This is a genomic window from Pseudomonas sp. SAS7 (assembly GCF_052112345.1).
Classification (GTDB): Bacteria; Pseudomonadota; Gammaproteobacteria; order Pseudomonadales; family Pseudomonadaceae; genus Aquipseudomonas; species Aquipseudomonas putida_Q.
Map to the genome: position 1 here is coordinate 122,522 of NZ_JBEGGO010000003.1, position 21,762 is coordinate 144,283.

The 21,762-nt window shown below is 65.0% G+C and carries 19 protein-coding genes; all 19 read right to left on the reverse strand.

The annotated features are described in order from the left end of the window. Positions 1-130: 130 nt before the first annotated feature. On the reverse strand, positions 131-982 hold the full coding sequence (locus ABI582_RS06370; protein ID WP_016499464.1) for a CsgG/HfaB family protein: 852 nt from the start codon (positions 980-982) through the stop codon (positions 131-133). Between the two features lie 34 nt (positions 983-1,016). Then, a complete protein-coding gene (locus ABI582_RS06375; protein WP_016487339.1) occupies positions 1,017-1,430 on the reverse strand; it encodes a curli assembly protein CsgF in 414 nt (137 codons plus the stop codon). Next, a complete protein-coding gene (csgE, locus tag ABI582_RS06380; RefSeq protein ID WP_442118692.1) occupies positions 1,427-1,828 on the reverse strand; it encodes a curli production assembly/transport protein CsgE in 402 nt (133 codons plus the stop codon). The genes ABI582_RS06375 and csgE overlap by 4 nt, the downstream gene beginning before the upstream one ends. Then, on the reverse strand, positions 1,825-2,352 hold the full coding sequence (locus ABI582_RS06385; protein WP_442118693.1) for a type II secretion system protein: 528 nt from the start codon (positions 2,350-2,352) through the stop codon (positions 1,825-1,827). The genes csgE and ABI582_RS06385 overlap by 4 nt, the downstream gene beginning before the upstream one ends. Continuing rightward, positions 2,327-2,701, reverse strand: a complete 375-nt coding sequence (locus ABI582_RS06390; protein ID WP_012272103.1) for a type II secretion system protein — start codon at positions 2,699-2,701, stop codon at positions 2,327-2,329. Before ABI582_RS06390 ends, ABI582_RS06385 begins: the two co-directional genes overlap by 26 nt. Before the next feature lie 5 nt (positions 2,702-2,706). Next, entirely contained in the window at positions 2,707-3,186 is a 480-nt protein-coding gene (locus ABI582_RS06395) for a type II secretion system protein (protein WP_442118694.1), read from the reverse strand. Then, the gene (locus tag ABI582_RS06400) at positions 3,183-5,048 is read right to left on the reverse strand and encodes a secretin N-terminal domain-containing protein (RefSeq protein ID WP_442118695.1); all 1,866 of its coding nucleotides are present in this window, start codon (positions 5,046-5,048) and stop codon (positions 3,183-3,185) included. Before ABI582_RS06400 ends, ABI582_RS06395 begins: the two co-directional genes overlap by 4 nt. Then, on the reverse strand, positions 5,045-5,569 hold the full coding sequence (locus tag ABI582_RS06405) for a hypothetical protein (RefSeq protein WP_442118696.1): 525 nt from the start codon (positions 5,567-5,569) through the stop codon (positions 5,045-5,047). Before ABI582_RS06405 ends, ABI582_RS06400 begins: the two co-directional genes overlap by 4 nt. Beyond that, a complete protein-coding gene (gene pilO, locus ABI582_RS06410) occupies positions 5,569-6,132 on the reverse strand; it encodes a type 4a pilus biogenesis protein PilO (protein WP_442118697.1) in 564 nt (187 codons plus the stop codon). The genes ABI582_RS06405 and pilO overlap by 1 nt, the downstream gene beginning before the upstream one ends. Beyond that, a complete protein-coding gene (locus ABI582_RS06415; protein WP_442118698.1) occupies positions 6,119-6,661 on the reverse strand; it encodes a pilus assembly protein in 543 nt (180 codons plus the stop codon). The genes pilO and ABI582_RS06415 overlap by 14 nt, the downstream gene beginning before the upstream one ends. Before the next feature lies 1 nt (position 6,662). Continuing rightward, on the reverse strand, positions 6,663-7,442 hold the full coding sequence (locus ABI582_RS06420; protein ID WP_442118699.1) for a hypothetical protein: 780 nt from the start codon (positions 7,440-7,442) through the stop codon (positions 6,663-6,665). After that, the gene (locus ABI582_RS06425; protein WP_442118700.1) at positions 7,426-9,099 is read right to left on the reverse strand and encodes a GspE/PulE family protein; all 1,674 of its coding nucleotides are present in this window, start codon (positions 9,097-9,099) and stop codon (positions 7,426-7,428) included. Before ABI582_RS06425 ends, ABI582_RS06420 begins: the two co-directional genes overlap by 17 nt. Before the next feature lie 61 nt (positions 9,100-9,160). After that, complete coding sequence (locus ABI582_RS06430; RefSeq protein WP_442118701.1) at positions 9,161-9,694, reverse strand: response regulator; 534 nt, start codon at positions 9,692-9,694, stop codon at positions 9,161-9,163. A gap of 249 nt (positions 9,695-9,943) precedes the next feature. Then, positions 9,944-10,585, reverse strand: a complete 642-nt coding sequence (locus ABI582_RS06435) for a SurA N-terminal domain-containing protein (RefSeq protein WP_442118702.1) — start codon at positions 10,583-10,585, stop codon at positions 9,944-9,946. Positions 10,586-10,597: 12 nt separating this feature from the next. Continuing rightward, a complete protein-coding gene (locus tag ABI582_RS06440; RefSeq protein WP_442118703.1) occupies positions 10,598-12,082 on the reverse strand; it encodes a cytochrome c/ABC transporter substrate-binding protein in 1,485 nt (494 codons plus the stop codon). Between the two features lie 233 nt (positions 12,083-12,315). Next, on the reverse strand, positions 12,316-12,981 hold the full coding sequence (locus ABI582_RS06445; protein WP_442118704.1) for an SCO family protein: 666 nt from the start codon (positions 12,979-12,981) through the stop codon (positions 12,316-12,318). Continuing rightward, positions 12,978-13,634 carry an SCO family protein gene (locus tag ABI582_RS06450; protein ID WP_063423795.1) on the reverse strand — a complete coding sequence of 219 codons (657 nt, stop codon included), beginning with the start codon at positions 13,632-13,634 and terminating at the stop codon, positions 12,978-12,980. The genes ABI582_RS06445 and ABI582_RS06450 overlap by 4 nt, the downstream gene beginning before the upstream one ends. After that, positions 13,631-15,607 carry a cytochrome D1 domain-containing protein gene (locus ABI582_RS06455; RefSeq protein ID WP_442118705.1) on the reverse strand — a complete coding sequence of 659 codons (1,977 nt, stop codon included), beginning with the start codon at positions 15,605-15,607 and terminating at the stop codon, positions 13,631-13,633. Before ABI582_RS06455 ends, ABI582_RS06450 begins: the two co-directional genes overlap by 4 nt. 18 nt (positions 15,608-15,625) lie before the next feature. Then, complete coding sequence (gene mnxG, locus ABI582_RS06460; RefSeq protein WP_442118706.1) at positions 15,626-21,487, reverse strand: manganese-oxidizing multicopper oxidase MnxG; 5,862 nt, start codon at positions 21,485-21,487, stop codon at positions 15,626-15,628. Positions 21,488-21,762: the final 275 nt, after the last annotated feature.

A 21,762-nucleotide genomic window follows, 5' to 3' on the forward strand; every position in this document is an offset into this window, starting at 1 on the left:
AAAATGACGGCTACTGGCAGTTCTATCAGGTCATGGCATGTCGTTAACGATGCGGCGATGATGAATATGCAAGATGGCACCTGCACCGGCCTCTTTGCGGCTAAACCCGCAAAAAGGCCCCCAAGGTCGATCACGGCTGCTGATTCTGGCTGAGGTACTTGTCCACCGTAGCCTTGCCCTCCCCCGCATCCCCCGCCACCTGCCACAGCCGCCGTTCAATCCCCTGCGCCAGCAAGTGCCCTACCGCCGATTCAATCGCGGACAGCACACACAGCTGTGCCGGTTCGTTGGTGGTATAGCCCACCTCGGCTTCGAGCAGCTTCTTGAATTCGATGAACTTGAACACCCCGGCGCTGCGGCCGACCGAGTAAATGGTCTTGCTGGTCATCACGTTGGCCAGCACCTGCCCGGTGCGCACGTCCACGGCGCGCAGGTTGACGGTGACCTGATCCACCCGGTACTCGCGGGAGATGTCGATGCCCAGGTAGCGGGCACCCTCGCCGCCGCTGCGCACGTTGGTGTCGTAGGCGATGATGCCGCCCTCCAGCATCAGGTTGGCGGCCTGCAGCGGTGGCAGTTCGCCCATGATGTTTTCGGCTACGTCCGGCTTTTTCTGCGAAGCACGGATGATCTTGCGCTCGGTCAGCAGGTTCTGCAGGCCTTCACGCTCCAGCACCACGAACCAGCCGCTGGCACTCAGGGCGTCCATCAGCATGCTGGCCGCGCCCTGGGTGACGCTGGTGGAGAACGAGCTGGCCGGGGTGGGTTTGTACTGCCCGGTCTGGTCGCGGAAGCCGTACACCACGGCCATCAGCCGACCTTTGGGCCGTGGCATGTTGATCAGGTCGTAGTAGGTCGAGGCCCGGGGTGTCAGGGTCGGGGTTTCCGAGTCCTGTTCGGCCGACATGGGTTCGCGCAGGCTGCAACCAGTTTGCAGGCCAAGGGCGGTGAGGATCAGCAGCGTGCTCAGCAGACGTTTCATGGTGTTCTCTCCCCAACATAAAAGCCTTTCCCTCTCAGGGGTTCAGGCCGCTGACCTCAATGATCGAAATCTCTCCTGTGGCACGATCGGTGACCTTGATGCTCAAGGCCCCGGAATCGTCGATGACGTCGATGAGAAACGCATCGGTCGCCATGCTGCCGGTGCTGCCGTTGCTGATGTTGTCCAGCAACTGCGACAACATCCGCGACTCCAGCTGGTTGCTGAAGCGCTCCAGGGCCGTGGTGCCGGTAAAGGCCGAGGCACGGTCCTTGAGGTCGGGGTCGTCGTAGTCGTTCTGCGCCTGGGCATTGTTCAACAGCCAGGTGCCGTTCAACGGGTTGCCGCCAAAGGCCGGGTTGACCGGGGTGTACACCAGCTCGGTGGCCTGGGCAGCACAAGCGCTGGCCAGCAGGCAGGCGGCAATGCAACGTGGAATGCGGTGGTTCATAGCTCGTCCCTCTCCAAGTCGGTGGTGTCCTGTAGCAGGCGTTGCAGCTTGCGTTGAATGATTTGCTGCTTGACCAGGTCGGCGGCTGCCACGGCCTCGTCTTTGAGCTCGGTGGTGTTTGGTGGCAGGAAGCGGCGGTACATCACCTCACGCTCGAACTCCACGGTGACCAGGCTGCCCCAGCGGGCATCCGGGCGTTCGCGTACCACCAGGTTGAAGTCCAGGCGGCTGGTGGCGCGCAGGCGGTCGGCGAAGTAGTAGTAAAAGTCGTGGCCGATGTGCGAAATCGTGTTATCGACGATAAAACCCTGCATCTCGTCCTCAACACCCGCCTTGGCCGAGGTGGTCGCTCCTGCCATCAGCAGCAGGCACAGGTACAACGCAACCAGGCGGCTCATGGCGTATCTCCCGGGCCTGCATGCGTCTGCACGGCGCCTGCACTTTCGGTAAACGCTTGCTCGGCAACGAACTGCCAGTCGCTGTAGTGTTCCAGCCCTTCGAAACCGCTCCATTCGGCGCTGAAGCCACTGCGCTTGAACGGGGTGTCGTCCGAGCGGCTGTGCACGCCGGTGATGCGGCCGTCGATCGAGCGCAGGAGGCCCCACTCGTCGCTGTTGGTGAGGGGGTCGGGGTACAGCCTGCGAATGTGCCGCTTGGCCTTTGGAAAGCGGTTGTCCTGCAGCAGGTCGGCCAGCTCCTGCGGGTACTGGGCCAGGCCCGGCGAGGCACGGTAGTAGCTGCGCAAGGCTTGGGCGTACTGGCTGCCCACCCACATAAGCTGGCGCTCGCGGTCGCGCTGGGCGGCGCTGGCCCAGATCGTGCCGGTGGCGGCCAGGGCCACACTGCTGACCGCAATCAGCAGCAGCACGCCCAGGTAGGTGAAGCCGCGCTCGGCCTTACCATTCAGCGAAGAGGCTGCCATCACGCGCCCTCCCTGTGGCACCGCTCTTGATATCCGCCACGCCGCCGGCCACGCCCTCGGGCGGTGGCACCAGCTGCCAGGCATCGCTGCGCTCGGTAATCGGGTCAACCGGGGTGTTGCGCAGGTAACGTTGCTCAACCAACTGCTCCAGCGAGTCCGGGTAGTGACCGGTGTCGCCGTAGTAGTGGTCCAGCGACTCGCGCAGCACCGCCAGGCTTTGGCGCAGGGTGGCTTCGCGGGAGCTTTCCAGGCTGTTGAAGTAGCGCGGCATGGCGATGGTCATCAGCGTGGCGATGATCGCCATGACCACCAGCAGTTCGATCAGGGTGAAGCCTTTGCTGCGTTTCATGGCTGTCACCATTGCCCGTAAGGGATGCTGTTGAGGCCTTTGCCACGGGCCCTGGAATACACGTCGAACACGTCTTCGCCTTCGCGCGGGTTGTCGGGGCTGCTGTCATAGGCGCGCAGGCCCCAGCCGCCTTCGTCTTCATCCTTGGCCGCCACCAGCGGGTCATGCGGGATGCGCCGCAGGAAGTAGAACTTGGCGCCCTTGGCACTGCGCACATCGCGCACGCCGTCCACCAGCACCGGCAGGTTCGGCGGATAGCCGCTGGCGTCCAGGCGCTTCTCGATGTAGCCCGCGTCGAAGGCCCGCTTGTAGGCGTCGATGGCATCACGAATCTGGTACAGCGCCTCGCGCAGTTGCTGTTCCTTGCCGCGGCGCACCACGGTTTCGGTCAGTGGCGCGGCCATGCTGGCCAGCAGCCCGAGCAGTGCCAGGGTCAGCACCACTTCGATCAGGCTGAAGCCCTGCATGCGGCGCCGGGCTTTCATGGCCGTGAGCTCCCGTTGACCGGGGCCACTGCCATCTGGCTGTCCACGACCGGTGCGTCGGTAGCCGGCGCGTTGCCGGGCACGTCCATTGGCGGCAGTGGTGCCATCTGGCGCACCTGCATGGCCGACTCGGTGCCGGTGGAGAACTCCATGTCCGACGGGCTCTGGTACGGCAGGTTGCGCACGATGCGCGGGGTAATCGCCAGCACCAGCTCGGACTTGCTCATGTCGTCCTTGTTGCTGCCGAACAGCCGGCCCAGGCCAGGGATATCACCCAGCCCCGGGATTTTGTTGCCGCTGGCGTTGTGGTCGTTGCGCACCAGGCCGGCCAGTACCTGGGTTTCACCATCGTGCAGGCGCAGGGTGGTCTGGGCATTGCGGGTGTCGACCTGGACCGGGATGGTGCCCTGGCGCGTAGCCTCCAGCGGGGTGGCGTTGCTGACTTCCAGGGCCACCTTGATCGCCACTTCGTTGTTCAGGTGCACGGTGGGTTGCACTTCAAGCTTGAGACCCACGTCCAGGTAGGTAACGCTTTCAGTGATTACCGGGCCCTGGGTGGACGGCACCGAAGTGGCGCTGATGATCGGCACTCGCTGGCCGATGTGAATGCGCGCCTGCTCACGGTTGCTGACGCGGATCACCGGGCTGGCCAGGGTATTGATGTCCTTGTCCTGGGCATTGATCTTCGCCTGCGGGGCCGGCGAGATGCTGATGCGGCTGGAATCGATGCCACGCAATTGGTCGAGCACGCTCACCGACTTGCCGTCGGACGTCAGCACGCCAAAGGTGTTGGGCCATTGCAGGCCAAGGTCGAGGATGCGCGAAGTAGCCACCTCCATCACCTCCACCTCCAGTACCACCTCGGGGTTGGACTGGTCTTGCGACTGCAGCAGCTTCTCGGCCATGCGCACGGCATCGGGGGTGTCGCGCATGGTCAGGGTGTTGAGGCGCTCGTCGACGAACACGTCGCGGGTCTTGAGCATGGTCTTGACCATGTTCAGCGCGGTGTTGGCGTCGATGCTGGTCAGGTAGAAGGTGCGCATGACCAGTTCCTGGTAGTCCTTGGTCTTCTGCGGCGAGTCGGGGTACACCATCAGGGTGTTGTCGTTGACGATCTTCTGGCGCAGCTGGTTCTGCTCCAGTAGCAGCGCCACGGCGTCCTCTATGCGCACTTCACGCACGAAGATGGTGGCTTTCATGTCCGGGCGCATGTCTTTGTCGAAGATGAAATTGATACCGGCGACCTGGGACAGCACCTCGAAAATGGTCTTCAGGTTGGCATCGCGAAACTCCAGGGTGACCGGCCGGTCCAGCTTGCTGCGCAGCTGCGGGAAGGGTTGCGCGGTGCGCGCCTGAACATTCTCGATGTCGCTGCGCAGGGCCATGCCCTTCTGGTTTTGCGGGTCCAGGCGCAGCACTTCGCGCATGTAACGCTCGGCGCCGAACAGGTCGCCCTGGCGCAACGCTGCCTGGCCCAGGGCCACGCGCTCGTCGAGGGTACGGATCAGTTCCAGCTGGCGCGTACCTTCCTGGGCGCGGCGGTTGTTCGGCTCCAAGGTCAGCACCCGGCCATAGCCCATGCGAGCGTTGGCAAAGTCGTGGCGAATGCGGTCGGCGTCGGCCTGGGTCAGCAGTGCCTCCACGGCGGCCTGGCGGCTGTGGGCCAGGGCGATATTCAGCTCGGTATCACGCGGGTCATCGCGCAGGGCTTCTTCCAGCCGGGCGATACCGGCTTCGTACTGGCCCTCCTTCATCAGCTGGTCGCTGTCCTTGCGTACCGCGCTGGAGCCGCAGCCGGCAATGGCCACGCACAACGCCACAAGCAGGAACGGAGCAGGCTTGCACAGCTTTGACGACTTCATGGTGCGCTCCCGACAGACAAGGTCTGCGACTGGTGCAAAGGCAGGTAGACCAGGCTCAGCTCGCTGGCCGATACCCGATCGAGGCGATACGTGTCTTCGATGACGTCGCCCTGGCGCACGACGTAGAGTTTTTCGCCGCTCTGCAGGAAGATCTGCAGGTCGTCGTCGTTGCCCATGCGGCCGATGAACTGGAACGGCAGCTCCGGGGCGGTCGGCGCTGCGGCCACGATGGGCGCGACAGCCACGGGTTGTTCGGTGACGGTGGCCAGGGCTTGGGGTTTGGTCCATTGCTGGGTTGGGAACAGATCTCTGGAGGCCTGTTCCGGCCCTTTCGCGGCTAAAGCCGCTCCCACAGGTTCGGCGTTGCGCACAACTCCTGTGGGAGCGGCGGTGCGGCGATCCGACTTGCCCGCGAAGGCTGCGACGCTGTCTTCCTGGCCGAACCAGTGCCCTGGTGCCCAGGCGAGGACTGCGCTCACGCCGAGGAAACCGGCCCAGATGACTGCACGTTGAGTGTTCATCATGACCTCGACAGGTAAAGGGTCATGCGCAGGCGGGCATTGAGCTCGCTGTCGCCAATGCGTTTGCGTTGCAGCTCGAGGTCTTCCAGCACCAAGGTCGGCAGCTGCTTGAGCAGGCCTTTGATAAAGGCGCGAATCTGCGGGTAGCTGCCGCGCACCGGCAGTACGATCTGGTAGCGCGCCAGCTGGGTCTTGGGATCGACGCCCAAGGCGTACTCACCGCGCGCCAGGCTGATGTGCTCGGCACTGGCCAGGTGGTACAGGCGCTCGATCAGCTCGCTGGCCTGGGGCTGCCCCGGCAGTTGCTGGCGCAGGCTGTCGAGGGCCTGCTGCTCGGGCTTGACGGCGATCTTCACCTCGCCACGCTTGACCCGCCCAACCTGTACGCTGGCGTCCGCTTCGGTGGCGCGCAGTTCACGCACGCTCTGCCACTGCGGCAGCACCCCGGCGCACACCACGCCCAGCGCCAGCAAGCCCACGGCGACAGCGGCCAGGCCGACCGGGCCGACGCGGCGCAGGCGTTCCTGGAGGATCAGGCTGTTCAGCGATTCAAGGGCGCGCATGGCCAGTCTCCCAGGTGGCGGTGAGGGTGAAGCGCACCGGGTGCTCGGGCTGCGCGGCCAACACCTCATGGTTTAGCAGCGATACATCGCTGAGCTCATCGCTGGCCTCCAGGCGCTGGTGATACTGCAGCATCGCTTCCAGGTTGCGTGCCTCCGCGGCGATACGGACCTGGCCTTTGCGCGCGTCCGGGGTCAGGCCGAGCAGCGCGACATCGTCCTGCGGCAAGGCTTCGAGCATGGCGAACAGCTGCTGCCAGGGGCGTTGCAGTTGTTGCGACACGCTGCGCATCTGGGCCAGCCGCTCGGCCTGCTCACGGCTGGCAGCAGTGCTTTGCGGGGCCACCGTGGCCGGGCGGCGGCCCAGTTGCAGCTCCAGGCTGTGCACGCTGGCCTCAAGGTCTACCTGTTCGGTCTGCAAATCTTGTTGCAGCAGTACCAGGCCGGCGACCATGGCGCTGCCCAGGGCCAGCAGCGACCAGGCCAGTGGGCCGCTGCGCCGGGGTTGGAATTCCAGTTCGAGGCGGCGCATGTCAGGCCACCGCCCGCCACATGGCGCACAGGGGGTCGGCTTCGCTGGCCGGCTGGCACAGCTGCACCGCCGCCAGTTGCGGCACGTCGCCCCGGCCCGGGGCGTGCAGGTACACCCGTGGCAGGTGCTCGCCATACAGCTCGCAGGTGCGCTCGATCAACGCTTGCAGGGCCTGGTCGCTGTCGGCGCAGCCTTGCGCCAGCACTTGCTGCCAGGCGCCACCGGCGGCCAGTAGCAGCACGCTGCGGCGCGGCTCGGCCAGCACGAACAGGAAGTCGCCCTGCTCCAGCTGCGGCGAGCAGCGGTTATAGGCAGCCATCAGGTAAGGCTGCACCGAGCGCAGGCTCAGGCGGCTTTCCCGGCCCAACCCCTGCAACCGTTGCAGCAGGGCTTCGGGCAGCGCCGTGGCGATGCGGGCGGCACCGGCAGGCTCGGGCGACAGCACGATGCGCCAGTCGTCCAGCGGCTGCCCGTAAAGGTTTTCGAAGCAGGCCCGGGCATAGGCGTCCAGCTCGCGCGGGTGGCCGATGGCATCACTCCAGGGCACCAGGCAGAAGCGGCTGTAGCGGGCCGACAACAGCACCCGCAACTGGGCGCCACGTACAGCATGCTCGGCTAGCAGCCCGGCCAGCGCGTCGACGGCGGCTTCCCAGGCTGGCTGGGCGGCGTCGCAACTGAACTCGCGGCTGCCCAGCCACTGGTGCTGGTGTTTATGCCAGCAACCCAAGCCGACACCCTCGGCGCCGACCACGGCACAGAAACGATCAGATGAATGTGACACGGTTGATCTCCTCAAGTGTGGTGCGGCCATCGCGGACCAGGTCCAGCGCCGAAGCCCGCAGCAGGCGCAGGCCGCGCTGGCAGGCGAGTGTCTTGATTTGCGACAGGGGGCGGCGCTCGACGATCATCTGCCGCAGGTCGTCGTCCAGGTGCAGCAGTTCCGCGATTGCGATGCGCCCGCGAAAGCCACTGCCACGGCACTGGCCGCAGCCCTGCACGCGCACGAACTTCCAGCCGGCCACGCCTTCACGGCTCAGGCCCGAGCCATACAGGGTGTCGTCATCCACTTCGCAGGGGCTGGAGCAATGCGTGCAGGCCAGGCGGATCAGGCGCTGGGCCAGCACCGCGTTCAGTGCAGAAACGAAGCTGTAGGGGTCGACCTGCATCTGGCTGAAGCGGCCGATCACGTCGAACACGTTGTTGGCGTGGATGGTGGTGAACACCAGGTGGCCGGTGAGCGCCGACTGCACGGCAATTTGCGCGGTGTCCGGGTCGCGGATTTCGCCCACCAGGATCTTGTCCGGGTCGTGGCGCAAGATGGAGCGCAGGCCGCGGGCGAAGGTCAGGCCCTTCTTCTCGTTGACCGGGATCTGCAACACGCCGGGCAGTTGGTACTCGACCGGGTCTTCGATGGTGATGATCTTGTCTACGCCATGGTTGATTTCGCTGATCATGGCGTACAGGGTGGTGGTCTTGCCGCTGCCGGTGGGGCCGGTGACCAGGATCATGCCGTAGGGTTCGGCAGCCAGCCGGCGCAGCGCGCGCAGGGTTTCGTCGGCAAAGCCCAGGGCCTGCAGTTGCACGCCGCTGACCCGGTCGGACAAGTCCTGCTTGTCGAGCACCCGCAGCACGGCGTCTTCGCCAAAGATGCTGGGCATGATCGATACCCGGAAATCGATTTGCCGATCGCCCACGGCAACCTTGAAGCGGCCGTCCTGGGGCACGCGTTTTTCGCCGATGTCGAGCTCGGCCATGACCTTGATGCGCGAGATCACCTGGTCGGCAAAGGCACTGCCACTGGCCTTGCCGGCACCGTTGAGCACACCATCGATGCGGTACTTGATGGTCAGGCCCTGGCCGGTCATGCCCAGGTGTATGTCGCTGGCGTGCAGCTTGAGGGCGTCGTACAGGGTGGAGTTGACCAGCTTGACCACGCGGCTCTGGTCTTCGCTGATGCTGGCCAGCGACAGGCGTTGCAGCGGGTCGCCTTCGCTGCTGGCCTCGGCGTCGTGGTCAAGGGCATCGACGGCGTGGAAGCTTTCTTCGTGGCGGGCCAGGAAGGTGGCCAGTTCGGCGGCGTGGGCCAGGTACAGCGGCGCGCCTTGCAGCACATCGTCGATCCAGGCCAGGCGGGCGGGGTCGAAGGGGTCGGCGAACACGCCCAACAGCTGGCCGCCCTGCTCGATCAGCACGAATTCGCGCTTCAGGCACGCGGCGAGGCTTACCTTGTCAAAGCGTGGGCTGCTGGCCAGCAGGGTGTGGCTGTCCAGCACCGGGTAATGCAGGGTCAGGCCCAGGCGACGGGTGAAGGTGTCGGGGTTGTCGCAAGCAAGGCGTTCGAGGCAGTTGAGCAGGCGCTCGTCGCTGGCTTGCAGACGGGCCTGGGCCAGCAGGTCGCGGGGGTAGGCAGAGACTGGTGCATCGAATGCTGCTGGCATGGCCTGCGACTCCGCTCAGGGGGCGCGTCGCAGGCTGGCTCAGCCAGGGGTGCGGGCGCCGCTATTCCCCTGTGAGCAGTTGATCGTCGTCGGGCCCTGGCGGCATGGCGCCATTACGGCGGCGCTCAGCCAACACCCAGCTTCCATCGTACAACTGCAGGGGGAACGATTCGTTCCTGTTCTGGCGTCGTTCGACGAACCCTTCTGCCGGGTTGTCCGTGGCCCTGCGCCGGCGCTCGATGCCCATCAGGTCGAAGATCGCACGGGCCAGTTCCACCAATGGGAACGGCTTGAACAGGACATGGCTCACACCCAGCTCGGCGGCCCGCTCACGCACCTCGACGGTGGGGTGGGCGGTGATCAGCATGAAGTGGCATTGCCTGTTCTTGCGTACGGCCTCCAGAACCTGAAACCCTTCCATGTCGGGCAAGCGGTAATCCAGCACGATCACTTGTGGCGCCAGGCGCTCAGCCTGTTCGATACCACTAGCACCGTCGTGGGCAACATGAACTTCCAGGCCTTGCGCCTGCAGGTACGCTTGCAGGTTCTGCGCAAGGGTCTGTTCGTCATCGACTACCAATACTCTGTTCACCAAGGTCGACTCCCAAGAACTGCCCGGTTACCCGGTCTGCGAAGTGCGCCCTTGTACAGGCTTGAGCAGGCTTCGTGCCAGGCGTGAATAGTCATGTTGCACCGCTGTAAGTCATTGATTCGCAAAAGGTGCCGGCCAGCACCCAAAACACGGCGGGCAGGCACACCCGCCCGCTTCCCCACAACCGGGGAAACTGATGGCACATTGCCAAACCCTAATTCCCCAGCATTGGGGGAAACGCCATCAGGGGCTTCAGTCAGCGATCTCCACTTTAGCGGAATTGCGCAAACGTTGGCGCACGGACGTGCGCGCTTGCGCCTCGCGCTCACCGATGAGCGCGGCCCTGGCCAAGACCAGGCCCTGTTCGTGTATGACCGAAGGGTTATCACTTTGGTTCTGCGCTCCCTGCAGTGTTTCTCGGTTGGCATCATAGAATGCTTGCACTTCGGCCGGGCTCGGCGCGTCGACTGCGCTGAGCTGGGCATACACCTGCTGGGCCGCCATGTCTTGCCGGGTGTACTCAGTGTACTGTGCCCTGTCAAAGCCCGCCTCTGCCAGACGCCGTTCGAAAATTGCCGGGCTGCCGAACGCAGCTTCTACCTCGCCGACATGCGCCGACACCTGCGCGTCGCTGATGGCGATGCCTTGTCGCCGCGCCTCCTGCCACAGCAGCTCCTTGTCGATCAGCTCATTCAGCGCCTGATCGCGCAGGCGCTTGTACAGCCCCGGGTTGCGGATGCTGGTTACCGCGCGGCCCTGGGCGGCCAGGTATTCGCTGAAATAGCGCTCCAGGCGCGTCAACCCGATCTCCACGCCATTGACCCGCGCAGCAGGTACATCGGCCCAGCTCGCCTTGGCCATTACCAGCAACAGGCACAGCAACACAATACGCATGGCAACCTCCACTCAAAGGCTGTCCGGCACCGGCCGGTAAGGGGTAACTGCGGTGAAACGCGGCCCGGGCAGGGCCACTGCCACCACATGGGCACCGGCCATGCCCTGGCGGCGACCGGGGCCAAAGCCCAGCGCCGGGGTCAGGCCGGTAGACACATCGTGCAAGCCTTCCAGTGCGCCAATCAGTTGTTCACGGCTGGCATCACGGCCAATCTGTTTCAGCGCTTCGCTCAGCAGGCGCAGGGCGCACAAGGTATTGACCTGCAACGACGCCTGGCGAGGGTCCAGGCCCTGGCGCTGCTGTACCCCGGCGAGGGTGGCCAGGCCCTGCTCGGTCCAGTCTTCGGGGACATAGGGGTAAGCCAGAAACACCCGTTGCGACCATTGCTCGGGCAACCGCGCCACGGCGCCGGCCACCTGGCTGGACGCGGCGAACAGGTAGGGCTGGCGGCCCGCGGCTTGCAGCGCCGTCGCCAGCTCGACAAATGCCTGGGCGCGGCCAAGGAAGACGATGCCCTGCCCGTCCACTGCCTGGCCGTCGAAGGCCTCGATGGCGGGCGGCGCCCAGCCCTCCTGCAACAGGCGTTCACGTACCTGCTCGGCCGCCTCTGCCTGGTCGTTGCCGGCGTACACCACGCGCAAGTCGCCCGGAGCCAGGCCCAACCCTGCACGGGCGTGGCCCGCCAGGCTCAGCAATTGCGTAGGTAAGCCGGGCAGCGGGTCGAAGATCTGTGCGCTGCCGCCGCTGCGCGGGGTACGGCCAATCAGGGGTACATTCTGTGGCGCCAGCAAGGTTGTCAGCCGCGGGTCGAGCATCGGTGCCAAAGGCGAAATCAGCGCGAACACGCGCTCTTGCTCCAGCAACTGCTGCAAGGCCTGCTCGGCGCTGGCCGGGTCGAACCCAGGGTCCAGCACAACCAGCTCCAGGTGCCGCCCATGAATGCCGCCTTGCTGGTTGAGTTGCGCCACCCCGTCTTCCAGCACCGCACGTACCACCTGCCCGGCGTCGGCCAGCGGGCCGGACGTCGGCAGCAAGGTGCCCAGGCGCAGTACGCCCTCCTCTATGCCGGGGTCGCGTTCCTCGGCCAGGCGTTTCAGGTAGGCGGTAAGGTTGCGCTGGTCGGCCATGGTCAGTTCGAAGCGTGGCATGGCCGGGTCCAGCCGATTGCCCGCCGGGTCTACGCCATGCTGGATGGCCCGGGCCAGGCTGCGCTCGGTATACGCCGGGTAGCTGCGGCCATTGGCTTCGCGTGCGTCCTGGCCTTGTGCCAGGCGTTGCCAGTCCAGGTTGGGTGGGCGTACTCCGCCTTCGGCGCGACCACTGCCGTCATTGCCGTGGCAGCTGGCGCAGGGCAGCACGCTGGCGGGCACGCGGATGTCGCTGGCGCCGACCCGGGCCTGCAATTGCGCATCGCTGCTGGAGACCCCCTCGCGGTAGAGGCGCTTGCCGGCTTGTTCGTGGTGGGTCAGGTCCACGGCCAATGCACCGCTAGACATGGCAATACCTAATGCGAATGCCAGATAGCGCAATACTCCCTCAATGCCGGCACGAATCCCTGTAGGAGCGGCCTTGTGTCGCGATCGGGCGCGCAGCGGCCGCAAAACAGGCACACCCGCAGGGCCTGATGAAATACATTTGCAGGTCCTGCGGCCGCTGCGCGCCCGATCGCGACACAAGGCCGCTCCTACAAGGGTTCGCGTCGGCAGTGGTGAAGTATTGGGCATGATGCTCACCGGCCTGCCAAAGGCTGGGTCAGCAGTTGCATGCGCTGGGCTATGGCCGCCGGCGGTGCATCCGGGCGGATCTTGCTCCAGCGTTTGCCCGCCACATCGCCTGCAATCAGCTGCGTGGAGTGCTGCTCGGGGCTGGGCAGGAACTGGCCAATACGGCCAAGCACCAGGTCGACATTGGCCTTGTCACCGGTCAGGAACAGCCAGTTCGGCCCATCAACCCCCTGCTTCTCGGCAAACGCCTTGAGTGCTTGCGGGGTATCGTTGAGCGGGTCGCTGCTGATCGACACGAAGGTCACCTGGCTGGCCAGTTGCTGGCCCATGGCCTCGCGCACTTCGCGCAGCTTGCGGGTGATCAGCGGGCAGGCGTCGGTGCAGTGGGTGAAGATCACGTTCAGCACCACCACCTTGTCCTTGAGCACATCACTGTAGAAACGCAGTTCGCGGCCGTTCTGGTCCTTCAGTACGGTATCGGTAAACCAGGTCTGGGCATCGCGGGTACCGCCACCACTGGCCATTGCCTGAGGTGCGGGCTGCGGCTCGGGCGCCTGCTCCAGGTGGCCTTCATGGGCGAACGCCACAGAAGCGAGAATCCACAGGCAGCCGCCCAGCACCAGCCAGTCGAAAGCGCGCATGCCGCCGCGGCGGGAGGTTACAGAGCTCATGGTTGCACCTCATGGTGGTCGGCAATGGCCGTGCTCTTGGCATGCACCCGGCGGGCGCTGAGACGGTTGATTTCTTCGATCAGTACGGAGGGGTCGGTGAAGCCGTAATACCGCGTCCAGTGCCCGCTTCGCCCGTCACCCACCAGAATCAGCGGCGGGTGCTGACGGAGGTCGGCGCTGAAGCTGCCCAGGCCCTTGAGGGTTTCGGTGACAGCGTACGGGGTGCCGGTCAGCCAGCTCCAGCCTGGCCCCTTCTGGAAGGCCTTGGCGTAGTCTTGCAGGCGCTTGGCGTCGTCACGCTGCGGGTCGACGCTGATCGACACCATGTGGATTTCTTCGCCTACCCGGCCACCCAGCTGTTGCTGGACCTTGCCCATGATCGACGACACCACCGGGCACACCGTGGTGCAGCTGGTGTAGATGAAGCCCATGACCACCAGGTGGTCACCGACCAGGTCCTTCTCCAGGCGCACCGGCATGCCGTCCTGGTTCAGCAGGGAAACGTCGGCAAAACGTACACTGGTCTTTTCCTGGCGAGCCGCCGGTGGCTGTTCGGCGTGGCCCTTGTGATCGTGGCCGGCGTGGGCTAGGGCCAGGTTGCTGGCAAGTGCCAGGCTCAGGGCCAGCAGTTGGAAAGAATGCTTGGCGTTCATCGCACACTCCTCATTTCAGTCTGGGAAGCGTTGGTTGCTGTGGCCGGCAGGATGCGCAGGCTGGTGTAGTTTTCTTCGGCAAACTTGCGCCCCAGCGATGGCGACTGCACATGCAGGTACCAGGCGCCGGCTTCGGGCAGTATCAGGGCTGCCTGATAGACGCCCTCACCCACTTCCTGCAACTGCAGGTTGCGCGGCATCGACGACGGCGCCAGGAAGTAGCGCAGGCTCAGGTCGTTCAGGCCCAGCCGTGGCTGGCCGTCGTCACCGACGATACGCACCCGTGCGGTAATGGCGCTGTGCTGCGGCATTGGTTGGTCCAGGCCGATGAACTCGGCATGCGCGGCCTTGCGCTTGCCGGCATTGGGCGCTTCGGCGACATCGGCGCTGAAGCAGTGGATGATCTGCGGCTGGTTGAGCAGGAAGGCCACGTCGAACTTGCCGGCAGCGGGCAGTTTCACCGTCGAGCCGTACACCCCGGGCGCCACCTCGCGCAGGCTGCGGTCAACGACCAGGGCAGCGCGGGCCTGGTGGCCACGGTTGTTGTAGCCGGACATCGGCGCGTTCATGCCCTCGGCGTAGAAGTAGGTGGTGTTGTCCACCGGGTTGACCACGAACACCGAGTTGTCATCACGCGACACCGACAACCCCTGGGCCAGTGGCAGGTCACCGGCCTGGCGCGGCGCTGCCGGGCCGGCCTCGAAGCCCTGGATGATCGGCGAGCGCCCTTCGCCCAGGCTGGACAGGTTGATCATGGTCACTTTCGGGGAAGCCAGGCCGCGCACATAGGCATAGCCCTTGGTAAAGGTCAGTTGATAGGGCTCGGCCGCCACCGGGATGTGGTGAATCAGCTTGTCGGTACTGGCATCGATCACCAGGGCCTGGTTCTCAAGGGTGTTGAGCACCACGCCGTAGCGGCCATCGCTACTGAAGCGCATCGGCCCCAGGCCCTGCTCGGCCTTGACCATATGGCGCAGCTCGTGGCTGCGGGCATCGAACACCCGCACGCTGCCTTCCTCGCCATCGACCACGTAAACGGCCTGGGACAGCGCCGAGTAGCTGACCGACAGCGGGTGCGGGCCAACCTTGATGGTTTTGGCCAGGCGCATTTCCGGGATATCAATGACGCTGAGGGTGCCGCTGTCGCGGTTGCTGACGTAGGCAAAACGCGAGTCGGCGCTGAAGGCGATTTCGTGGTGCCCGGTGCCGGTGTTGAAGCTTTTCAGGGTAGTACGCCCTGGCACGTCGATCACCGTCACCCCACCCTTGGCCGGGTCACTGCTGTTGTTGCCCACCCACAACCGGTGCTGGTCCGGCTGCAAGGCAACGCGCAGCGGCTGGTCGCCGGCGTCCAGGTCGGCTATGCGGGTGAAGGTTTCGGTATCGATTACCGCCACCTTGCCGCGCTCAGGGATCGACACGAACACCTGCTTGTCGTCGCCGGTAGCCACCCAGTCCATGGGCCGCCCGGGCAGGTCGATGCGGGCCATGGTGCTGGTCACGCCGCCCACCGAAACGGTCGGGTCGATCACCGTCAGGCTGGCGTCGTTGTTCAGCATCAACAGGAAGTAGCTGTTCAGGTCGAGCAGCGGCCGGGCGCCGATGCTGCTCTTGAGAAACAGCGCAACCCGCGCCTTGCAGCTCTGGTTGCGGTCGCCTATCGGCGCCGACTGCGCCGGGTCGATCCACGCCCCCGGGGCCATGCCCGACAGCGGCTGGCCACTGGTCTGGTCGCTGACCTTGAAGCGGATATTGGCGAAGGCGCCTTCCTTCAACTCGCCCCCGGCCAGCGGCCGGGCCTCGAAATCCACGGTCACGCCGTCCCGGCTGAGCCGGTGCAGGGCCTGCGGGTCGGCAGGTTCCTGCAACAGCTCGCGGGGATCGCACCAGAGCTTTTCATACGCCACGCCCAGGCCGATCAGCGCTACCCCCAGCAACACCCCCAAGCAAGCAGGGCGAGTCTTGTTATTCATGCTCGCGCTCCCCTTCCGTCACTGCGCCGGGGCCGTTGCCGGCGGCGCTTCGTTGGTCACCCGCAAAATCCCCCACAGCCCAGAGAGGTTGCCGTAGGCGGCGTAGTCGCGGAACAGGTAGTCACCCGCCACCGCGTTGGCACCGCCGGCACTCGGCAGCATGAAGCTGAAGTGCGCCGCTGGCAGTACGCTCTCCTGAGCACCGATGTACATGGCCATCGGGTTGTAGCCGAAGCGCACCGAACCGATGCCAGGCAGGCCCATCGGGTAGCCGTCCGCGTCATTTCTCTCGGCCTGGTAGTTGTGCAATGGCCACAGGTGCCCGTCCAGCTGGTAGGTGATGCCACGGCTGCCACCGCTGGGCATCAGCACATGGCTGCGCACCGGTTGCCCAGGCTTGGCGTACAGCACCGGGGTTTGCGGGTCACCGCCAACCAGGGCGTTGCTGTAGGCCATGTGCGCGTTGGGCACATCGGCAAAGCCGAAGCCGTCGGCATGGCCGAACGGTGCATCCGGCGCCAGGCCAAAGCGCAGCCACAGCGGTTCGGTCTTGTAGTTCATGGCCATGTTGCCGTTGTCTTTCGGGTCCCCCGGCACGCCATTGCCTTCGGTGGCGATGCCTTCGACCGGGCGGCCGTCAGCCCAGCGCATGTTCATCGAGCGCTGCCACACCGTTACCAGGTCGCGGTAATCGGTTTGGCCAGTGACCTTGACCGTGGCCTGGGCCCGGCTGGCGGTGTCCTCGGTCCAGGTTGCGGTCTGCGGCAAGATGCTCATGCCACCCACCAGGCCTTTTTGTGGCTGCTTGATGAAATCCGACGGCATCAGGTTCAGGCCACCAAACTCGATTGCCGTGGTGTTGATGTTGTCCACCGTGCGGCCCAGTTGCAGCACCGGTTTGCCTTCGCGCTCCAGGTGGCCGGCGTAGTACTGGTACACCCGGCTTGGGTAGGCACCGCTGTTGCCCACCCGGGGTGGCACGGTCTGCACCGGGTTGGCACCCACGTTGGCGCCGTCGGACTTGGTGATGTCGTAGGCCAGCAACTGGGCATGCAGGCCCACATGGCTGGACGGCCGCATCAGGTTGTTGTTGAAGGCGGTGGAGCCTTCGCTGTCGAAGCGGTCACGCTTGACCACGTTCTGCATCACGGCCGTGCTTGGCAGGTCTGGCATGACCTGTGGCAGGCGGTTTTCCAGGGTGATGCTGATGCAGTCCCCGGCGTTGGCACGCAGCACCAGCGGCTCCACCGGTACGCCGGCCTTGAGCTTGCCGGTGGTGGCGTCCAGGTCGGCCTTGCGCACATACAGCACGGCGGTCGGGTCATGCAGCGGCGCACTGTGGCCACCCACGGTAAAGGTGGTGCCGTCCTCCTCGTCGACAACCGTCACCTGCGGGATGCTGGTCTTGCGGCTGTTGAACACCAGGGTGCCGCCATTGGCCTTCAGCGGGCCGCCGACATGCTGGCCCACACCGGCCGGGTCGTTGATGCTGACGCCAACGCGGTTCTCGAGGATGTCGTTGGCCAGCGCCGCGACAATCTCGTAGCTGCGCTTGACGGTGGTGCGGGTACCGATGCCGTTGGGGTTGGCCGTGGTTTTCGGGCAGATGCCGTCAAAGTTCACGGTATTGCGCATGGCCACGGGTTGCGTGTTGTTGGGCAGCGGGAACAAGTCAGCGCGTTGTGCGGTGTAGTTGCGCATCACGCCCCAGATGCCGTTCCAGTAGCCTTCCAGGGCTGCGTCCATGGCGTACAGGTAATCGCCGTTGGTGGCAGCAGAACTGGAAATCATCGACACCGGTGCCATGAAGCCCATCTGTTCGGAAATACCGATCATCTGCGAGGCCTTCCAACCCGAGTTGGAGCTGTTACCGAAGCCCGAACCGTTTTGCAGCCACTTCACGCCGTGCAAGGTCACGTTGTGCTCCTCCTCGTGGCCACCGGCGTGCAGGCGCAGCCGTACGTTGTCGCCGGAGTAGGTGCGCAACATGGGCGTGAACGGGTCCCCCGGCTCGCTGCCGGCCTTGTTGATGTGGGGTGGGAACAGTGTGGTGCCGCCGGTAGGGCCAACCGCCGAGGTGATCGCCGAAGGCGCCAGGTTCATGGCCGGGATCGCACGGTCGGTACGGCTCTGCAAGGCATAGCTCAGGTCGCCGGCCAGGCCGTCTGCCTGCATGCCGCGCTTGCCATCGGGGCCGACCTTGTTCGGGTCGAATACCCGCAGGGCCAGCGGCTCGTTGCGGTAGTTGACGACGAACATGCCCGGGTCATCGACCGAAATTGCCTGCGGGCAAGGCCGGCTTGGGCAGCCGGGGGCCAGGCCACCGCGCGACTCGACCACCGATTCAAGCAGGTTGGATGCCTTCTGCCTTACCGGCGGGTTGATGGCATAGCGGAAACTGTCGGCCGTAGCCGGGTAGGCCTGGCCACTGGGGATGCCGTCCGGCCCTGCGCCCACATACACACCCGCTTCATAGGCATGCTGGAAGTCGCTGTATTCAAGGAAGAACTCGCGGTAGCTGTCGTTCTTGCCATCGCCATCGTGGTCGCCCGTCTTGATCACCGCTTGCCACGAGGTCGGCCCGCCATCCTGGCGTGTGGCCGGGTTGTACAGTTGCTCGCCGGTTTCGGCGTGGTACCAGGTAGAGCCGGCCGGTTCGGCCAGCACGGTTGCATACAGCCCCAGCTGCTGGTGGGTGGATGGGCCGAGGTGGTCGTGGGTAAAGATGGTGCCCAAGCCACGGTCGACGTTGTTCACGTTCACCAGCGGGTCGGCAAACCAGCGTTGCATGGCCGTGCGCGCACCCAGCCAGTCGGCCCGGCCAAAGCGGCCGAAGTACGGGTGCTGCTTGGCTCTCGGGCACGCGGCGGTGCCATCGCGGCTGTCGCCCTCGGTGCAGCCGTTATAGGCGCGGATGGCATGCACACGCTCGACCACGCTCCCGGGCGAGAGCACCCCGTCTTCATAGTTCCAGCCGTTGGCCGAGCCGTCGGCGGCAGTCAGGTCCCACTTGGGCAGGTGGATGTGCTGGCCGATCACGTCGGTCGGGGTACGCACCTGGTAGTCGTCCATTTCGTAGTACGACGGGATCAGGTTGGTGTGGGTGTACATGGTGCAGTCAAAGGTGTTCATGCGCATCACCAGCGGCTCTGGCGGGCGCTGCTTGGTGATCACCGGCCAGGCGTCTTCCCACAGCGCCAGAATACGCGCCTGCGGGAAGTGGTAGCCGACCTTGTTGTACACCGCGTCGAACTGGATGTTGGCACCTTTGTAGATGCGCGGGCGGTCGGCGGTAAAGGTGGACGAACCACGGAAGCTCATGCCAGTCAGGCTCTCACCGCTCGCAAACTCGCCTACCCCCGAGGTTTGGGTCAGGCGCTTGCCGCGGTCATCCATGCAAGGCTCATAGAACGGCGCGCCGGCAGTGGGCAAGGCACCGTTGGTGCGGAAGGCCTTGGCCACCGGCTGGCTGCCAGGGATCAGGGCGAAGCTGGGGTGCTCGGCCTTGGCGTGGAACTGCATGGCGGCCTGCTCGACATCGGTACCCTCTTCAGGCAAGTAGATGGGCTTGGCTTTGTGCACCACCTTGGAAAAGTCCAGCTTGGTGGTGGTGGTCACAGCCTCGCCACCGGCGGATACACCGTCCAGCGCATGACGGCCCAGGCCGCCATCCCAGCCGTCTACCTGGTTGGCGTCGAGGTTGGCCCACAGGGCCTTGCCGCTGTCTTTCAGCTGCCGGGCCAGGGCCGGGTCGAGCATGTCCAGCGGCGGGGTTGGCGGGCGATTGCCGACGCTGCTTTCCATGCCACCGATCCAGAACGGGTAGCCTGGGTTTTTCAGGGTGCCATCAGCGTTGCGGTTGGCATCAGTGCGGTCGACCAGCGCCAGTGAGCCGACGGCTTTGCGCACCGGCGCCTGGTTGGCGTGGTCGTCATCGCCTTCGTCCTCGTTTTCGCCATCATCGTCGTTGGCGGCGACCAGTTGCTCAGACAGTTTGGGTACCACCACCACCTTGCCAGGCATTGGCGCCATGGCTTTGCCAGGCAGCGGCACGATAGCCGGGATAGGCGTACCGGCAACGATTTCGCCATCCGGCAATGCCCGGGCGCCAGCAGCCGGCTTGCCGCTGCGCAGGGCAAACGGGGTGCTGTGGAAACCATTCTCGCCCTGCCCGCTCACTTCCAGCCGGGTGCCTTCTTCGAACACATCGTGCACCCGCCACATGGCCCACATGCCTTGGGCAAAGTGCGGGTAGAAGTGGCAGTGGTAGATGGCATCGCCCGCCACGCGGTTGCGGTTGCCCGAACCGCCGTTGGCAATCTCGTAGGTGTAGCCGATACCCGGGCCGATGCCCTGGGCGTCGATGTAGTCGGAGTTGTCGTCGTTGGGGTTGAACAGCCACTGGTGGCCATGCAGGTGGAAGATGTGCTGCTCATGGCCATTGTGGGTGTTGCGGAACTTGGTGAAATCGCCAATGTAACTGTGGTGCACGTTGGCTGGCTCGGCCGGGTAAAGCGCCATGCTGGCCTTGACCCCCACGGCGCTGGCCGGCGGCGTCTGGCCTGGGCGAATGTTCTCCAGGCCGACGTTGGCCGGTACGTCCACCAGGGTGCCGATATCGCCCACTGTGTGTGCGCTGAGGAAGAACTCCTCGTAGGCGCACGACAGGCAGTCATGCATCGGCCCCACACCCAGGCGGTTGGCGACCACTTCAGCGCCCATGCCGCCGGAGCCGTAGTTGATCATGAACGAATCGCGCGTTGGCTCCAGCACATGGCCCATCACCGGGTCCGCCCAGTAGCCGGGGAAGGCCTGGGTGGCGGCCACTTCATCGGCAAACTGCGAGGCGAAATCGCGGAACGCTTCCAGGCGGTTGGGCAATGCGGGGTTGCGCTTGTTGACGCTTTCCAGCGGGTAGGTCGAGCGCGGGAAGCTGCCGTCCGGGTTCGGCCCCATGACAATGGCGTCGGTCTCGCTGTTGAGAATTTCATTGCCGTCGACCATGGCAATGATCGGCTTGCCGGCCTTGCCCTCGCTGATCCACGGTTGAGTCTGCGGGTAACGGGCCTGGTAATCGATGACCGGTTGGCCGGTGGCGGTACGGCCGGTGGTGGCCAGGCGCATTTCTTCTTCGGTCAAGGTGTTGCGGAAGGTTCGCCCACCTTTGGGGACGACCACCACCTGGCCAAACAGGCCATTGGCAACGTTACCTGCCCCACCCTGGCCGCCAAAAGTAGCGCCCTGACTGGTGGCAGCAAAGGCCCCCTCGCGCTCGGCGTACAGGGTGTAGCTGCGGGTGTTGCCGGGCGATACCAGGAAGTTGCCATTGCGGCCGGTGTTGGCGGCGATATCACCAATGCTGTTGACCGCCTGCATGCCGTTCACCTGGAAGCCGACATGCCGGTCATTTACCTGCTCATCAGCGACGAAATCCTCACCGCCTTCGTTCTCGACTTCGTTCTCCGGGCCTTCCTCTTCGCCTTCGGCTTCGTTTTCTTCAGGATCGATGCCGTGCTTTTTGGGGTTGGCCTGGTAGGCCAGCAGGTTGGTCAGGTTGACCGTGAGGCAGTCACCGGCGGCTACCCGCAGCACAATCGGCCGTGGGCGCTTGTCCGGGCGCAGGGTGACCTTGCCCGGTACCGCAGCCCCGCCCTTGCTGAGGGGGACTTGCTTGTCGTCCACCACATCTTCACGAAGCGCGAACATCATGCCATTGGCGTTTTGCGCGCCAAGGCGGTTGAACATGAGTGGCTGGTCCAGTGCCACCACATTGGCGACCAAGGTGCGCTGGCACTGCACGGCCGCCTCGCTGGTCGATTCCCAGCCTAACAGGGCCAGAACGAGTGATGACAGAAGGGGGCCTTTGCGTGGCGTAGACATGCTGCACCTCCAGAACACAGGAACTCTGCGGAGGTGTGGAGCAAGGTGTGTGCCAGGAGAAGATACCTAATATTTTCAAATGGTTGCGTAGGTAACCAAATCGGATTGGGGAGGATTACCCGGCGGTTTTCCCCGATTTGGGGGGCGGCTTGCAGGTGCCCGCCTTAACATTTGTTGCGTCTGTCAGACCGGGCGCCGCCCGCGCGGCGCTTCGCAGCACAAGGCTGCTCCTACATTTGTTTCGGGCCAATTATTCCCGTGCCATTAGCGCGCGG

Coding starts and splice junctions, on each gene's coding strand:
- ABI582_RS06370 (WP_016499464.1), bottom strand. CDS start 982: ATGAAACGTCTGCTGAGCACGCTGCTGATCCTCACCGCCCTTGGCCTG.
- ABI582_RS06375 (WP_016487339.1), bottom strand. CDS start 1,430: ATGAACCACCGCATTCCACGTTGCATTGCCGCCTGCCTGCTGGCCAGC.
- csgE (WP_442118692.1), bottom strand. CDS start 1,828: ATGAGCCGCCTGGTTGCGTTGTACCTGTGCCTGCTGCTGATGGCAGGA.
- ABI582_RS06385 (WP_442118693.1), bottom strand. CDS start 2,352: ATGGCAGCCTCTTCGCTGAATGGTAAGGCCGAGCGCGGCTTCACCTAC.
- ABI582_RS06390 (WP_012272103.1), bottom strand. CDS start 2,701: ATGAAACGCAGCAAAGGCTTCACCCTGATCGAACTGCTGGTGGTCATG.
- ABI582_RS06395 (WP_442118694.1), bottom strand. CDS start 3,186: ATGAAAGCCCGGCGCCGCATGCAGGGCTTCAGCCTGATCGAAGTGGTG.
- ABI582_RS06400 (WP_442118695.1), bottom strand. CDS start 5,048: ATGAAGTCGTCAAAGCTGTGCAAGCCTGCTCCGTTCCTGCTTGTGGCG.
- ABI582_RS06405 (WP_442118696.1), bottom strand. CDS start 5,569: ATGAACACTCAACGTGCAGTCATCTGGGCCGGTTTCCTCGGCGTGAGC.
- pilO (WP_442118697.1), bottom strand. CDS start 6,132: ATGCGCGCCCTTGAATCGCTGAACAGCCTGATCCTCCAGGAACGCCTG.
- ABI582_RS06415 (WP_442118698.1), bottom strand. CDS start 6,661: ATGCGCCGCCTCGAACTGGAATTCCAACCCCGGCGCAGCGGCCCACTG.
- ABI582_RS06425 (WP_442118700.1), bottom strand. CDS start 9,099: ATGCCAGCAGCATTCGATGCACCAGTCTCTGCCTACCCCCGCGACCTG.
- ABI582_RS06435 (WP_442118702.1), bottom strand. CDS start 10,585: ATGCGTATTGTGTTGCTGTGCCTGTTGCTGGTAATGGCCAAGGCGAGC.
- ABI582_RS06440 (WP_442118703.1), bottom strand. CDS start 12,082: ATGTCTAGCGGTGCATTGGCCGTGGACCTGACCCACCACGAACAAGCC.
- ABI582_RS06445 (WP_442118704.1), bottom strand. CDS start 12,981: ATGAGCTCTGTAACCTCCCGCCGCGGCGGCATGCGCGCTTTCGACTGG.
- ABI582_RS06450 (WP_063423795.1), bottom strand. CDS start 13,634: ATGAACGCCAAGCATTCTTTCCAACTGCTGGCCCTGAGCCTGGCACTT.
- ABI582_RS06455 (WP_442118705.1), bottom strand. CDS start 15,607: ATGAATAACAAGACTCGCCCTGCTTGCTTGGGGGTGTTGCTGGGGGTA.
- mnxG (WP_442118706.1), bottom strand. CDS start 21,487: ATGTCTACGCCACGCAAAGGCCCCCTTCTGTCATCACTCGTTCTGGCC.